The 16,179-nt window shown below is 32.3% G+C and carries 11 protein-coding genes; 4 read left to right on the forward strand and 7 right to left on the reverse strand.

The features are described from left to right. Window positions 1-90 precede the first annotated feature (90 nt). Together ACM55F_RS08260 and ACM55F_RS08265 are read right to left on the reverse strand one after the other, a co-directional pair. Window positions 91-516 carry a QcrA and Rieske domain-containing protein gene (locus ACM55F_RS08260; RefSeq protein ID WP_416853337.1) on the reverse strand — a complete coding sequence of 142 codons (426 nt, stop codon included), beginning with the start codon at window positions 514-516 and terminating at the stop codon, window positions 91-93. Window positions 517-732: 216 nt separating this feature from the next. Then, window positions 733-1,692: an aldo/keto reductase gene (locus ACM55F_RS08265; protein WP_416853338.1), complete on the reverse strand. Its 960-nt coding sequence runs from the start codon at window positions 1,690-1,692 to the stop codon at window positions 733-735. A gap of 410 nt (window positions 1,693-2,102) precedes the next feature. On the opposite strand from ACM55F_RS08265, the gene ACM55F_RS08270 reads away from it, so the two are divergent. The 4 genes from ACM55F_RS08270 to ACM55F_RS08285 are packed head-to-tail and all read left to right on the forward strand — an operon-like array spanning window position 2,103 to window position 8,133. Then, window positions 2,103-4,316, forward strand: a complete 2,214-nt coding sequence (locus tag ACM55F_RS08270) for a helicase associated domain-containing protein (RefSeq protein WP_416853339.1) — start codon at window positions 2,103-2,105, stop codon at window positions 4,314-4,316. Then, the gene (locus tag ACM55F_RS08275) at window positions 4,297-4,479 is read left to right on the forward strand and encodes a DNA modification system-associated small protein (protein ID WP_315188335.1); all 183 of its coding nucleotides are present in this window, start codon (window positions 4,297-4,299) and stop codon (window positions 4,477-4,479) included. Before ACM55F_RS08270 ends, ACM55F_RS08275 begins: the two co-directional genes overlap by 20 nt. Beyond that, complete coding sequence (gene dndD, locus ACM55F_RS08280) at window positions 4,476-6,578, forward strand: DNA sulfur modification protein DndD (RefSeq protein WP_416853340.1); 2,103 nt, start codon at window positions 4,476-4,478, stop codon at window positions 6,576-6,578. Before ACM55F_RS08275 ends, dndD begins: the two co-directional genes overlap by 4 nt. Continuing rightward, window positions 6,568-8,133 carry a DndE family protein gene (locus ACM55F_RS08285; protein ID WP_416853341.1) on the forward strand — a complete coding sequence of 522 codons (1,566 nt, stop codon included), beginning with the start codon at window positions 6,568-6,570 and terminating at the stop codon, window positions 8,131-8,133. Before dndD ends, ACM55F_RS08285 begins: the two co-directional genes overlap by 11 nt. Before the next feature lie 147 nt (window positions 8,134-8,280). Here ACM55F_RS08285 and ACM55F_RS08290 read toward each other — a convergent pair whose 3' ends face one another. From ACM55F_RS08290 to ACM55F_RS08310, 5 genes are all read right to left on the reverse strand, one after another. Next, the gene (locus ACM55F_RS08290) at window positions 8,281-9,822 is read right to left on the reverse strand and encodes an acyl-CoA carboxylase subunit beta (protein ID WP_416853342.1); all 1,542 of its coding nucleotides are present in this window, start codon (window positions 9,820-9,822) and stop codon (window positions 8,281-8,283) included. A gap of 119 nt (window positions 9,823-9,941) precedes the next feature. Further along, window positions 9,942-11,381, reverse strand: a complete 1,440-nt coding sequence (accC, locus tag ACM55F_RS08295) for an acetyl-CoA carboxylase biotin carboxylase subunit (RefSeq protein ID WP_416853343.1) — start codon at window positions 11,379-11,381, stop codon at window positions 9,942-9,944. 199 nt (window positions 11,382-11,580) lie between these two features. Next, window positions 11,581-12,066, reverse strand: a complete 486-nt coding sequence (locus ACM55F_RS08300; protein ID WP_416853344.1) for an acyl-CoA carboxylase biotin carboxyl carrier protein subunit — start codon at window positions 12,064-12,066, stop codon at window positions 11,581-11,583. 354 nt (window positions 12,067-12,420) lie between these two features. Next, window positions 12,421-14,631: a B12-binding domain-containing radical SAM protein gene (locus ACM55F_RS08305; protein ID WP_416853345.1), complete on the reverse strand. Its 2,211-nt coding sequence runs from the start codon at window positions 14,629-14,631 to the stop codon at window positions 12,421-12,423. A 246-nt stretch (window positions 14,632-14,877) separates the two neighbouring features. Further along, window positions 14,878-16,161 carry an MFS transporter gene (locus ACM55F_RS08310; protein WP_416853346.1) on the reverse strand — a complete coding sequence of 428 codons (1,284 nt, stop codon included), beginning with the start codon at window positions 16,159-16,161 and terminating at the stop codon, window positions 14,878-14,880. Window positions 16,162-16,179 lie beyond the last annotated feature (18 nt).

Raw genomic sequence — 16,179 nt, forward strand, 5'->3', positions numbered from 1 at the left:
TAGACTGTTTAATACGTTTTTATTATCTATAAATTACATGTTTATACTGACTTAAAAAAAAATTAATGATTCTGAAAAACTGAAGAATTATTAGGAATAAACCCTAAGTGTATTTCCACTTAAAGAGGTATTATATTGTTTTAAATTACTGGTTGCCGGTCCTTTGGTAACAACTCCAACGCTAGTAAATTCTGAGTTATGATTTGGACAAATAAAATTATTTCCGCTTGAATTATAATTTACATTTGTTCCTTCATGGGTACATGCGGCTGAAACTGCAATAAAAGATCCGGCAAGGGTTTTTGCGATAACAATTCCATTTGTAACCATGAATCCTCCATTAGTGGCTAATGTTCCTGAACTAACATCTACGTTGAAATCGACACCAGTAGGTGCTGGAGTTGGAGACAAAGAGTCATCACTGGAACAACTAGATGACAACCCTGCTATACAAGCCGGCAATAAAACAGCCGCAGCTCCAAATCCTGCTCTTGCAAAAAATTCTTTTCTATTCATAATTTAATTTTTAGAAATTAATACTACTACTAAATAGGAATGCTTTCAATCTTTTAAAAAATTAGTTTTAAACAGTTTAAAAATAAATAAAAAAACGTTAAATTCTTACAATTAGCGTTTTAATTAATTATTTTTTGATAATTGGTGTTGGAATCATTGCGATTACTATGTCTGAAAATCATATTAAAAAAGAGTAAAAGTTAACTTTCATCTTTTTTAATATCCCAAAACCCCTTCAATCTTCTCTAGTTCCTCTTTGGAAAAATCCAGATTTTGTAGACTGTCAATATTATTATTTAATTGACTAACAGAACTGGCACCAATCAAAACAGAAGTGATTCGGTTGTCTTTTAATAACCAAGCCAAAGCCATTTGTGCCAAAGACTGATTTCGTCCTTTCGCTATTTCGTTCAACGCTATAATCTTTTGCACTTTTGCTTCAGAAACTTCTTCTAATTGCAAATGTCCATTTGGATTCGAAGCTCTTGAATTTTCCGGAATTCCTTTCAGGTATTTATCCGTTAAAAGTCCTTGTGCCAAAGGCGAAAAAGCAATACATCCCACTCCTTTTTCTTCCAGAACGTCCAGTAAACCCTCTTCTGGTTCTCTAACAAACATCGAGTATTTTACTTGATGAATCAGGCAAGGTGTTCCTAATCGTTTTAGGATTTCGGTGGCTTCTCTGGTTTGTTCCGCATTATAATTAGAAATTCCAGCATACAACGCTTTCCCGCTTCGCACGGCATAATCCAAAGCCATCATGGTTTCTTCCAAAGGCGTTTCCGGGTCAAAACGATGCGAATAAAAAATATCCACATAATCCAAATTCATTCGCTTCAAACTCTGGTCTAAACTCGACAACAAATATTTACGTGAACCCCAGTCGCCATAAGGACCATCCCACATAGTGTAACCGGCTTTAGTAGTAATCACCAATTCATCACGCAGGTTTCCTTGAAAGTTATTCTTCAGGATTTTTCCAAAATTAGTTTCTGCCGAACCCGGAACCGGACCGTAATTATTCGCCAAATCAAAATGGGTAATTCCTTCATCAAAAGCTGCTTTGACAATGTTTTCTCCATTTTCGAAACTATCCACCGAACCGAAGTTGTGCCATAATCCCAAAGAAATTTGTGGCAGCAACAAACCACTTTTTCCACATCTGTTGTATTTCATTTAGTTGTTTTTTTAATCTAATTCTAGTTTAATTTTTTAGTCAGCTGCGAAAGATACTAAAATGTCAAATGATACTAAAAAAACACCAACCGGTTTTTTAAGCAATTCATAAGCTCACAAAAAACTTAAGATAAAATTTATTTATTAAAAATTATCTCTCATTTACGGGAAACCGTAAAGTATAGCAAAAAAAGAGGTTGTAATTTGTAAACTAACAAAATCATGTTAATAAGATAATTCTTAAGCTAGGATTGTTTTGGCTATTTTTACAGAAAAATCATAATGCATTTTTCAGTTTTTTTTTTAAACTTAAATCTAAGATATAGCATAGCATTATTTAAGTAAATGCTTAAAATAATAAACTTCTTAAGAAGAAAATACATTTAAATAAGTAAAAAATATAAAATTAAATGACAATAGACGAAATTTATAAAAATGAAAACATAAGTGTTCGTTCCTATAACGTCTGTAGATATAATGGACTTGAAACTCTTAAAGAAATAATTGAATTTTATCGTGAAAATAGGTCTTTCAATAAACTCAGGAATTGTGGCAAAAGATCAAATGAAGAGTTAACTGAATTATATAACAAATATAAAAACATTGATTTTGGTTTTGAGGCAAATTTTCAGTTCAAAATCGAAAATAAATTCAAAATAATTATTTCTGAATTATCCAGAAATCAAAGGGAAGTAATAAATAGCTTTATTCAAGTAAATACAAATAGTCTTTCAATTAGAAGTCAAAATGCCATAAAAGCATTATTGGAAGATAATTTGAAAATTAAAAATTTTGCAGATAAAATATTATTTGAAGATGGTTTTGATGTAAAAAAAATAAGAAATGTTGGTGCTCTTTCAGTTTATGAACTTGAAGTATACATCAATATTGTAGAAGATTTTATAATTGAAGTAAGTAAAAATGAAAATGATAAATATTTAATCTCGCTAAAAAATAAATTTCTAATTCAGAATACATTTTCATTATCTAATATCCCAAGTGAAATACTAGAATCCGAATCAATATTTCAATTAACGAATTTTCTAATAAATCAAAATGCTTTTTACGATAAAAATCAAACTAAAATCTTAACAAAAGCTTTAAAAATTTATCTTAATTCTCCTGAACTAACGCTTGATGAAATAGCAAAAGAAGTAGACTTAACTCGAGAAAGAGTTAGACAAGTTAGAAAAAAAATTTTTGAAGAGTTATTTAACAAACTACTTTTTATCCAAAACTTTGATGATAATTTACTTGAAAAATATAATATCGATAATACTCAATATTACATTGAGATAAATGATACTCAAATAGAAGCCATTAATAATCAAAACAAAACAAACTTCACTAAAGAATTTATAATATATCTAATATACTCCTATTGGTCTTATGAATTTGAACTTGTTGGTAATAATGAAGATGTTTTACTTCCAAAATATTTTAATGCTCGAAATAGGCATAATTGGAGTAATTTCTATTTAGTAAAAAAAGAGCTTGTGCTTGAATTTGATTTTATTTCATTGGCAAATGATATTAGTGAACGATTAAATGAACGTCTTGAAGAAACATATAATTTCAGTTTTAAAAGTTACTTATCTAATTTTTTAATAAATGATAATTTAGAAATTCTCAACTCAATTATGGAGATTGCAGAAAAAATAGTAAATCAAGAATTCGAAATTTATATTGATTTAGATGACAATTTAATTTTCGAAAGAAATTCAATTAAAACTTTACCTGAATACATCTTTGAAGCATTACAAGAGATTGGAAAACCATCAACAATTGAGGTTCTATATAAATTTATTGAAAATAAACATCCTGGAATTTCTAAAAATCCGGAGGCATTAAGAGGTAGTTGTCAAAGGTCTGATTCATTAATATTCTTTGGTAGAAGCAGTACTTATGGTCTTAAAAAATGGGAAATAGAAATGGAGAATGTAAAAGGAGGGACAATTAGAAGTATTGCTGAAGAATTTCTTTCAAATTATACAGAGCCTATGAATATTAAGTATATTTCAGATTTTGTTTTGCAGTATCGCCCAGAGAGTAATGAAAAAAGTATCATTTACAACTTAAAAATGGAGGATAACAATAGATTTGTTTTTTTTAAAAATTCATTTATTGGTCTTAAATCCAAAAAATACAACCTTGATGAATATTCTCTTCTAAGCGATAAAACAATAACACGAACTTGGGAAGAAAATTATCAAGAATTATCAAATTTTATTTCAAAAAATAATAAATTACCCGCATCATTTAGTTGTCCTTTAGAAGAAATAAGAATAAGTAGATGGCTTTACACTCAAAAAAGTAAAATTAATAGAGGGTTGCTGGATAATTCAAAAAGTGAATTAATTAAAGAAATAACTTCAAATTTTAATTTAAGAGATAACAAAACTACTCTATTTAGAAACGATGGTTATAGGAAATTAACGGAGTTTATCGAAAAAGAAAAAAGATTACCTTCAGCGAATAAAAATGAAGAAAGTCAATTATATGCTTTTTTCTATAAACAAAGAAAACTATACGAAGATTCTAAATTAGGAGTCGATGAAGAATTAAAATTTATAGAAATAGCTAAAACGATACAAAATTTTAAATATGAAAATCAAAGAAACTAAAATATTGCAAGAAAAGAGACTAGATGATATTTGTCAATTAAAAGGTGTCAATTATGATTCTTTAAAAACTTTACTCGAATCTGTAAAAACAAAAAAACTTTTGAAAAGAAATAATTATCATCAGCAAAAAATTAATGATATAATCGAAAAAGCAACAAAATGAAGTTTTCAAATATAGAAATAAATAATTTTAGACAATATTATAACTCTGTTAATATTGACCTAACAACAAGTTCTGATAAAAATATTATTATCATAGGTGGAAAAAATGGATATGGTAAAACAAATTTTCTTTTATCTATTGTTTGGTGTCTTTATGGTGATAAGATTTCACAAATAGATGAGAATTTCAAAAAAGAAATTCAAAAAGAAAAAAATTATTCGTCTTTTATGCAACAATCAATAAATTGGACTGCGAAAAGAGAAAATAAAACTAATTTTTCTGTAAACATTTTTATCACAGAAATTGAATTACCAGAACTAAGAACGCTGTCTTCAAATACAGAAAGTGTGATTATTGAAAGAACATTTAATGTAGCTACTATGAATGAAACTTTGTCAATTATTGATGCTGTTTCTAAAATTGAAATATTTGATCAAGAAAGTGATAAAATTAATTTCATCAACGATTACATCATTCCGATTGATGCTGCAAAATTTGTATTTTTTGATGCTGAGAAAATCGGGGAGATTGCAAATTTGTCTATAAAAGAAGAAGGGAGTTTTATCAATGATGCGTTAGGTAAGATTTTAGGATTAGATACTTATGAAACACTTATAGATGATGTCGAATTTTACATCAATAACCTTAAAAAAGAAGGAGCAACAAAGAATCTACAAGAATTAATTGCCAATAAAGAAAATGAAATTAGAATATCAGAAATTGATATTGAAAAATTTGAAGAAGAAAACGCTGAAAAGTTAAAAGAGATTGATGATCTTAAAAAGAAAATACGGGAATATGACAATTTAATTTCTAAACATAGCAAGCAAGGGAATTCGATATTTGACAGGGAGGCTATCTTAATTGAAATTGAAAAACTCAAAATTAAAGAAGACGAGCTAAATGAGCGATTTAATGAACTAAGTGAAATCATACCACTTGCGATACTCACAGGAAAATTAGAAGAAGTAAATGAGCATCTTGAAATTCAAGAAAAAAACGAGACTTCCCAAATATTTTCAAAAGAAAATTTAGAAAAAATAGAAGGTTTTATTGAATTACTTTTTAACAAACCTCCTGAACCAGAAAATTCAACTATGTCTTTAAAGGACAAAATGTTTTATTACCAAAAAGCTCAATCATTAGGCTCGGAATTGTTTAAAGAAAACGATGATTATGTAGAATTAGAATTTGAGCACGATTTAAATAACTCGGAAAAAAGATTAATTTCTGATGCTATCAATCTTATAAATACACAATCAAAAGATTTATTTGAAACAACAATTGACGAATTCAATGAAACAAAAATTAAACTTTCTGATTTAACTAAGACACTTAATAAAGTAGATGCTGATTTAGAAGATGAATTAATTTTAGATTATTCTTCAAAAAAGGAAACTTCCGATTATAATGTAACTGAAAAGAACAGAAAAATAGGTGAAAATCATCAACAAATCACGAAACTTAAAAATGATATTGTTAGACTTAACCAGCAATTAGTTACTCTTGTCAAAAAAGTTGACATAAATGAGCAAAACAAACTAAAAATCAAGAAAAGTAACGAATATATTGAAGTTTTAAATTTGTTTTTAGATGAGCAAAAGGATAAGCATAAAGATAGTTTGGAAAAAACAATTCTTATAGAATTGAAAACCTTGATGCATAAACTAAATAGCGAGGAAAATCAAAGTAAGTTTATTGAAGATGTGAAAGTAACAATTTTAGCATCTGGTCAGGGGATGAAAATTACTCTTATGGATCAGGATGATAATGAAATCAGAAAAGAAAGTTTATCATCTGGTGAAAAACAGATTTATATTTCTTGTTTAATAAAAGCTATTCTAAAAGAATCAATTCAAAGCTTGCCCATATTTATTGATACGCCTCTTGGAAGACTAGACGAAGAACATAGAGATAGTATTACCCAAAAATATTATCCAGCACTTTCAGAACAAGTTGTGTTATTTTCAACAAATAGTGAAATTACACCAAAAAGATTTAAAGATATTTCAGCTAATGTTTCAAAATCTTATTTATTGGTAAATGATGGGGCAAATACTAATTTAAAAAAAGGATATTTCCAAAGTTATGAGAATTAAAATTAGCAGAGAAAATGACGAATTGTTATACAAGTTAAAAACTTTATACAATTTTAAAAATGAAGGTATTGTCCCTCGAATTGCATTCTCATACAGTTTGCTTTCTGGTAAAATATTTGATATTGAAAATGAAGTAATGCCAAGTTCAGATGGTAAAGAATTTCGTGATGATAAAGCTTTGTTTGGAACTATTATAGGGGATAGCAGTAATACGATAATTTTTAAATCAGTATTAGATCAGCATTATAATAAAAACACTTCTGAAGAAGAATTCTCAAAACTTTTTAAGCTTCATTTAAATCATGGTTTAAATATTTGGAATGACAAGATTGAAAGAGGGAACATCTCAAAAGGAGACCACATAGATATCCTTTTAACAGCTATCAATAAAGGTTTATTAATGAGAAGCTCAAATGTTCATATTACTAACCAAAATGAATCTCAAAATATTTTAAAAATTAACAGTTCAAATAAACCGATTGAACTTTGTTTTGGAACTGATTTAGATGGCAATTCTATTAAAATTAAAATTAATGATGAAACAGAATATACTAGTAGACATTTTGGGATAGCAGGAACAACAGGATCTGGAAAAACACAGTTTGTATTTGATTTGATTTATCAAATTTCTAAACAAACTGATTATGAATTAAAATATACTTTTTTTGACTTTAAAGGAACTGATACAAAAGAAAAGCTTGATTCTTTTTTATCTTTAACAAAATCAACCTTTATTGATATTAACCATCAAAAAGGTTTTCCTTTTAGTCCTTTGAAAAATTATGATTTAAGTAACCAAAATTATATAGAATCATTTGCAAGTGATTTGAGAACCTTTTTTAAAAGTATTGGACAAGTTCAATCTGCAAGTTTAGTTAGAGAAATTAAGGATTATTATTTTGAAAATAATGAAGCCCCTACATTAGATGAATTATTAGAAACAATTCTAGAAAAAAACAAAGGCAAATTTGACACAACTACAAGTGTAATACAACAATTGATAAATTCAGGAATTTATAATGAGTCTGATACTTATTCAATCTTTAATCAAAGCACATACATTTCAATGCCTTCTGAAGTTACAAAAGAAATTAAGCAATTTGTAACATTTAATCTTTTAAAATATATGTATGATAGTATTAAAAAATCTGGTGATACTATAGTTACAAATAATATTAAAGAATTAAAACATATTATTGTTATTGATGAAGCTCAAAACTTTTTGCAACATAAAAATGCAAGACCTGTAATTGAATCTATGTTAAGAGAATTAAGGTCAATGGGTATAATCATAATTTTAATAGCTCAAGAAACTCAAGATTTTATATATAGTGATTTTAATTTTATGTCTCAAATACAATTCCCAATTTGCGCAAATGTTAATGATAAATCTTCAAAAAGAATTATTCCCTTCCTTGGTAGCGTGAATAGTGAAGTGAGATTAAATACTCAATTATCTAAATTAGATTCTGGTAAAGGCTTAATTAATATTGGAGAACCAAAACTTATTGAATTAAGACAATTTTGGAAAACCAAAAAAGAGGAGAATATATAAAGTAAAATTAACTTAAAAACAATCAGTTTTTTCAAGTCATTTCATGTTTATCTTATCAAACATATCTGATTTTTCGCTATAAACTACATGTCCCGTCCTAAAAAACCACCTAAATAATCAGGTGGTTTTTTCAATTCTATCCAACAATCACAAAGGAATATTTCCGTGTTTTCTATTAGGGGTTACGCTCACTTTATTTTCGAGCATACTAAAGGCTTTTATCAGTTTCCGTCTTGTATCTTGCGGTAGGATAACCTCATCCACAAAACCACGTTGCGCTGCAGTATATGGATTCGCAAACAAATCGGCATATTCTACTTCTTTTTCCAAGAGTTTTGCTTCATGATCTTCGGCTTCATTGATTTCTTTCTTGAAGATAATTTCTGAGGCACCTTTGGCTCCCATTACGGCAATTTCGGCAGTTGGCCAAGCAAAATTCATGTCGGCACCAATGTGTTTCGAGTTCATCACATCATACGCACCACCGTATGCTTTACGGGTAATTACGGTCACTCTTGGTACGGTTGCTTCGCTAAGGGCGTACAGCAATTTCGCACCATGAACAATAATCCCGTTCCATTCTTGGTCAGTTCCCGGTAAAAACCCCGGTACATCCACCAAAACCAATAACGGAATATTAAAACAATCACAAAAACGAGTAAATCGTGCTGCTTTTTTCGAACTGTTCACATCGAGACAACCGGCTAAAATCATCGGTTGGTTCGCTATAATTCCAATGCTTTTTCCTCCCAATCGGGCAAAACCAACCAAGATATTTTCGGCATAATTTTTATGAATTTCAAAAAACGAATCTTCGTCAATAATCCCACTAATCACCTCGTGCATATCGTAGGGTTTGTTGGAATTATCCGGAATAATAGCCGCTAATTTGGCACGAACCTCATCATTCAGCTCGTAGGGTAAATTGCGGGGCATTTCTTTATTGCTTTGTGGCAAATAACTTAACAAGCGTTTCAAATCCTCCAGACATTCCACATCATTGGTCGAGGTGCAATGCGCCACACCCGATTTAGTAGAATGCGTACTCGCACCACCCAATTCCTCCGAAGTTACGGTTTCATTGGTCACGGTTTTTACCACATTTGGTCCTGTAACAAACATATAACTGGTATCTTCAACCATCATCGTAAAATCAGTCATCGCAGGAGAATAAACGGCTCCACCGGCACAGGGACCCATAATTGCAGAGATTTGCGGAATCACACCCGAAGCTTGTACGTTTCTGTAAAAAATATCAGCATAACCGCCCAAAGAACGAACACCTTCCTGAATACGTGCTCCACCAGAATCATTCAGACCAATCATAGGTGCTCCCATTTTGATTGCCATATCCATAACTTTACAGATTTTCTCGGCATGGGTTTCGGATAAAGAACCACCAAAAACCGTGAAATCCTGTGCGAAAATATAAACCAATCGCCCGTTTATGGTTCCGTATCCAGTAATGACACCATCACCATAATACAGTTCTTTTTCCATTCCAAAATCAGATGTTCGGTGCGTAACCAACATCCCGATTTCTTCAAAAGAACCTTCGTCCATCAAATAATTGACGCGTTCTCTCGCCGTTAGCTTTTTATTCGAATGTTGTTTTGCAATTCTGTTTTTACCTCCACCCAAATGAGCTTCGGCAATTTTATCGTTTAATGTATTTATTTTGTCTTTCATATTTTTCTTTTTTAACCGCCAATTCGCTAATTTTTTATTATCTTTTTTAAAACCATTAAGGTATTAAGTACTCCTTTTTCTAAATGAAACTTAATCTCTTAATGGCTAAAACAACTATTCTAATTTAGTAAGCGTACGATTTTTTTGTCTTCAAAATATTGTTTTAAAGCCACCAAAGCAGCAATTTCGGCTTCTTGCGCCATTTGGTTTTTCAATACATCAGCATTGTAATAGTTCTTTACGAAATGCGTGTCAAATTTCCCGGAACGAAACGCCTCGTGTTCAAAAACAAATTTCCCGAAAGGCAACGTCGTCTGAACACCTTCCACATGATAGTCTTCAATCGCTTTAAGCATAATTTGAATGGCTTCCTCACGGGTTTCTCCGTAAGTAATTAATTTGGCTAACATTGGATCGTAATAAATGGGAATGTCCATGCCTTGTTCAAAACCATTATCCACACGAATTCCTTCTCCAACAGGCAATTGATAGACATCCAAATGACCAACACTTGGCAGAAAATCATTCATCGGATCTTCAGCATACACACGCAATTCCATCGCATGTCCTTTTATTTTCAAATCTTCTTGCTTGATTGCCAATGCTTCTCCCCTTGCCACTCTGATTTGCAATTCAACCAAGTCGGTTCCGGTAATCCATTCCGTAACGGGATGTTCCACCTGCAAACGCGTGTTCATCTCCAAGAAGTAGAAATTATTATTTTCGTCCAATAAAAATTCGACAGTTCCAGCTCCTAAATAATCACAGGATTTAGCCACCAAAACAGCTGCTTCGCCCATTTTTTTACGCAATTCCGGTGTTAAAACCGAAGAAGGCGCTTCTTCTATCACTTTTTGATGACGACGCTGGATACTGCATTCTCTTTCGAATAAATACAACACATTGCCATGACTGTCCGCCATCACCTGAATTTCGATATGTCTTGGCGAGCCCACATATTTTTCGATAAAAACGGAACCATCTCCAAAAGCAGAAATTGCTTCACTGATGGCGCGATCCATTTGGGATTCGAAATCAGCTTCGCTTTCTACCACACGCATTCCTTTTCCACCGCCACCTGCTGAAGCTTTAATTAAAATTGGAAAACCAATTTCCTTGGCAACCACTTTAGCTTTTTCGACATCAGTAATGGCTTCGTCAAAACCAGGAACCATTGGAATATTGTATTGCTTAACGGCATCTTTAGCCGCTAATTTACTTCCCATGATTTTTATCGCTTTCGACTTGGGGCCAATAAAGATGATATTATTTTTTTCGGCTTCTTCAGCAAAATCAGCATTTTCACTCAAGAATCCATAACCGGGATGAATCGCATCCACATTTAAGGCTTTCGCTACTTCAATGATTTTACTTCCCAATAAATAGGATTGACTCGAAGGTGCTTCCCCAATCCAAACGGCTTCATCGGCAAATTTTACGTGAGGTGCATTTCTGTCGGCAGTAGAATATACCGCCACAGTTTTAATGCCCATTTTTTGTGCGGTTTTCATCACCCTGATGGCAATTTCCCCTCTATTGGCAACTAATAATTTTTTCATTTTTTATTTTTTTAACCACAGATTTGCTATATTTTATTGTCTTGTATCAATTATGAGTTTAAATTAGTCCACAGATTTAGACATTTTTTTAACCATATAAGGGATATAAGTTCATTTAAATTCGACTATTTTAATTCATAAATAGAATTCGGTAACAACGATAAAAACACTTTTTAATTAGCGAATTAGCGGTATATACTTATTCGAATTCAATTAACAACTGTCCTTTATCTACAGCATCTCCCATCATTACTGAAATCGTTTTGATAACGCCGTCACGAGGAGAAAGAAAACTATTTTCCATTTTCATGGCGCCCAAAATAATTAGGTTGTCATTCTCTTTTACAGTTTGTCCCACCACAACACTGATTTCTAGAATCAATCCGGGCATAGGTGCTTTGATAAAATTGACTTGCTTGGTAAGTCCCACTTCAAACCCCATTTCTTTAATAAGAATGTCCAAAGGATTTGAAATGGCCACAACATAAGTGTTGTTATTTACCTTTACAGTATAGTTTTTTTGAAGAAAATCAGAAGTGATGATTTCCGCTTTATAAGGGGTATTTTGATGTAGTATATGAAATTTATTAGCTTCCACACTAACTGCATCCAGTTGAGAAATACTTTCCTTTTCAAAATCAAAATGGAAAGTATCATTTACATTTACTTTATAACCAATACTCATACGTGTATTTATTTAATTGGTTGTAAAAATAAGTAAAGAAAACGTTTTCGTAATCGAAAAATAAAATTTTTATGCTAATTTGATATAGTTATATAAAAATAATCATTAAAACTTACTTAAATAAAAAAGCACAAGAAAATTAAGTATACTTTACAAAAAACATATAAAATCTAGCATTAAATAGTTCTACTACTTTTCTAGAGAATAAATCATCATCCATTTTACTGACAACCATATAAGGAATATGACTACATTTAAGCTAATGTTCGGTTCAAATTATACGAACTTCAATTTCTTATATGGTTTAAAACACCTAAATATTTAAAGTTTTTTGTAAATAATTCGACAATACTTTTACAGAACTAATAATCCAAATTCTCTTAGGGTTTTAACTGGTTTTGAGTACCAAAACAACTCAAAGTCTTCCAGTTGTGTTTCGAAATCTAATTTTATTTCTTGAAACGTTTGGATTTTAACATTCGAAACCGAGATTTTATGTAGCATTTCAACCAGCCATTCTCCTTCGTTTTTATTCGTTTGAATACTGAAACTTTCCTTTTTATCATGGAAAGTTAACGCCATCAGCTCCCAAGAATTCCCTTTTTTGGATTTAGTAAAATGTTCTATAAATGGCTTCCCGCCTAACCAAACGATTTTGGCAGTGGGTTTTATGTTGAAATCATCGTCTTCGTGTAAAGCATCAAATATAAAATCACTTGAAATTTTAGTCTTTGGAATTTTAAATTCAAACCAATCCTGCAACTCATAATCAAAACAGATTCCGTGCATGAAATTGAACAAGGATTTCTTAAGTCCAAAACTAAATTTATCATGATCGATTCCTGTTGCATCCGTATAATTAATATCGTTATTGGCGAAAACCACCCCTAACCCCTCCAAAGGAGGGGAAGTAGGAACAACGCCAAATTTATCTGGATACAAGCCCACGGGACTGTGTGCGGTCATGGCAAATTGATGCCAGAATCCCGATTGCAATACACCCACTTCAAATAATTGACGTACCATTTCGAGGCTATCAACCGTTTCCTGAATGGTTTGTGTAGGATAACCGTACATTAAATACGCATGAACCATTACTCCTGCTTCGGTGAAATTTCGGGTAACTTTGGCAACTTGTTCGACCGTAACCCCTTTATCTATTAGTTTTAATAATCTGTCGGAAGCGACTTCGAGTCCGCCAGAAACGGCGATACAACCCGAGGCTTTTAGTAGAAAACACAAATCTTTGGTAAAGCTTTTTTCGAATCGAATGTTTGTCCACCAAGTCACCGCTAATTTTCTGCGAAGGATTTCGAGTGCCAAAGCACGCATTAAAGCCGGAGGAGCTGCTTCATCTACAAAATGAAATCCGTTTTCGCCTGTTTGAGCAATCATTTCCTCCATTCGATCACACAATAAATTGGCTGCAACTGGTTCGTAAACTTTAATATAGTCTAAAGAAATATCGCAAAACGTACATTTCCCCCAATAGCAGCCGTGCGCCATGGTGAGTTTGTTCCAGCGTCCGTCACTCCACATGCGGTGCATTGGATTCACAATTTCGATAACCGAAATATATTTATCCAATAACAAATCCGAGTAATCAGGCGTGCCCACTTGTGATTGTTTGTAATCGTGTTTTATGGAATTATTTTTATAAACTACTTTTTCGTTTTCTAAAAGAAAGGTTCTTTTATACGAATTGTAACCCGGATTTTCAATATTGGAAATTAATTCTTCGATTGGCATTTCGCCATCATCCAACGTAATAAAATCGAAAAACTCAAACACTCGGGCATCCGAAAGGGAACGCAATTCCGTATTTGGGAAACCACCGCCCATCGAAATCTTAATTTCGGGATAATGCTTTTTCACCCATTGTGCGCAACGAAAAGCCGAATACAAATTCCCTGGAAACGGAACCGAAATCAGGAATAATGTAGGCTGGATGGTTTCTATTCTTTCCTTTAAAATCGAAAGAAGAATGCTATCAATATAAGTAGGTTCCTGTTGCAAGGCTTCGTACAACTCGTCAAAAGAATTCGCACTTCGACCCAAACGTTCAGCATAGCGACTGAATCCAAAATTGGCATCAACGCATTCCACAATAAAATCGGAGATATCTTCGAGATACAAAGTAGCCAAATGTTTCGCTTTGTCCTGTGTTCCCATTGTTCCAAAAGCCCAATCCAATTCTTCCAATTGTGCAAATCGTGACGCTTCCGGCAAGAAATCTTCCTGACAAATTTGAAGTGCCAATGTTGGATTTTTTCCTTGTAAAAAAGCAATTACAGGATCAATAGTTTTTAGATATTCGTCTTGTAAAGCGAAAATACGTTTAGAATTGTCTGAGATTTCTCCAACTTTAAACTTTAAACTCCCAACGGTAAATAAACTTTGCAAACCTTCTTTCGAAAACAATTTCAAAATCACTTCGATTCCCAAATCGGCCTGAACAGACTCAATATTTTTAGTATTCAGAAACCCTTTGATGTAAGCAGTTGCCGGATACGGTGTATTCAGTTGGGTAAAAGGAGGCGTAATGAGGAAAAGTTTGGTTTTCAAAAGGAATAAGTTTGGTGCAAAAATAAGGGTTATTTATGTTCTTTCTATTTCTAAGACACCTAAATTAATCGTTTTGCTATTATTATCGTTTTGTCGCTATTTGGTAAACACAAAAATCACTTGACCTATTTCGAATAAAATAAAGACCAAATCATTGATCTAAAAAGAAAATCCAGTACCAGCCAATTTCTGCCAGAACTAATACTAGAATACTGACGCTTTCTAGTTTAAAATTACAATATCCTCTTAAAACTTATGCTCTTCTTTGCTAATCATCAACAAAGAAAATAAAGAGATACAGGCTGCGGTACTCAAATAAAAACCAACATAAGTCAAACTGTACTGCGTCGCCAACCAAATCGCAATCATGGGTGCAAAAGCCGCTCCAATGATTCCTGCCAAATTAAATGCCAACGAAGTGCCTGAATAACGAACGGTAGTAGGAAATAATTCTGATAAGAAAGTACCCAAAGGGCCATACGTAAATCCCATCAAAGCCATTCCAACACATAAAAACAAAGTCACTAGAATGGTGCTGCCTGAGTTTAAGAAGAAAGAAAATGCAAAACCAAAAATAGCAATAGCTGTTGTGGAATAAATCAGCATCTTTCTACGCCCAATACGATCCGCAATTAGGGCCGAAACAGGAATGAAAAGTGCAAAAAACAATACCGAAAACAACTGCATTAATAGAAAATCTCTTTTGGAATAACCTAAATCAGAAGTTGCCCAGCTGAGCGTAAACACCGTCATGAGATAAAACACTAAGAAAGTAGTAATGGCAGCAAATGTGCCAAAAATCAATTGGTTTTTATAAAATTTTAATAAAGTAAAAAAAGGAATTTTCACTTCTTCTTGTTCTTTTTTTGAATTTTCGAAAGCAGGAGTTTCGGTGATTTTTAATCGAATATAAAAACCTACCACAACCAGTAATGAACTCGCTATAAACGGAATCCTCCAACCATAATCCAGAAAAGCATCGGCACTCATCGTATCAGTCAAAATCAAGAAAGTCCCTCCCGAAAGCAATAAACCTATTGGAGCTCCCAATTGGGGGAACATACCATACCAAGCACGTTTATTAGGCGGAGCATTTTCGATGGCCAATAATACGGCTCCACCCCATTCACCACCTAAACCAACTCCCTGACCAAAGCGGCACAACATTAATAATAAAGGGGCAGCAATTCCAATGCTGGCATAACTCGGTAAAAAACCAATACTCACCGTTGAAATACCCATCGTTAACAAAGCAATTACTAAGGTAGTCTTGCGACCTATTTTATCCCCATAATGACCAAAAACAGCCGAGCCAAGAGGTCTGGAAAGAAACGCTATCGAAAACGTCGCTAGGGATAGCAAAACCGAATTAGTACTGTCTGTTGAAGGAAAAAACAATTGAGGAAAAACCAAAACGGCTGCATTTGCATAAATATAAAAATCGAAAAACTCTATAGTTGTACCAATTAAACTGCCAAAAAGAATATGTTTTAATGAATTTTCTTTATTCGGATTTGAATTATCTTGCATAGGAATGTTAAAATATTT

The organism is Flavobacterium melibiosi, assembly GCF_048158545.1.
GTDB classification, from domain to species: domain Bacteria; phylum Bacteroidota; class Bacteroidia; order Flavobacteriales; family Flavobacteriaceae; genus Flavobacterium; species Flavobacterium melibiosi.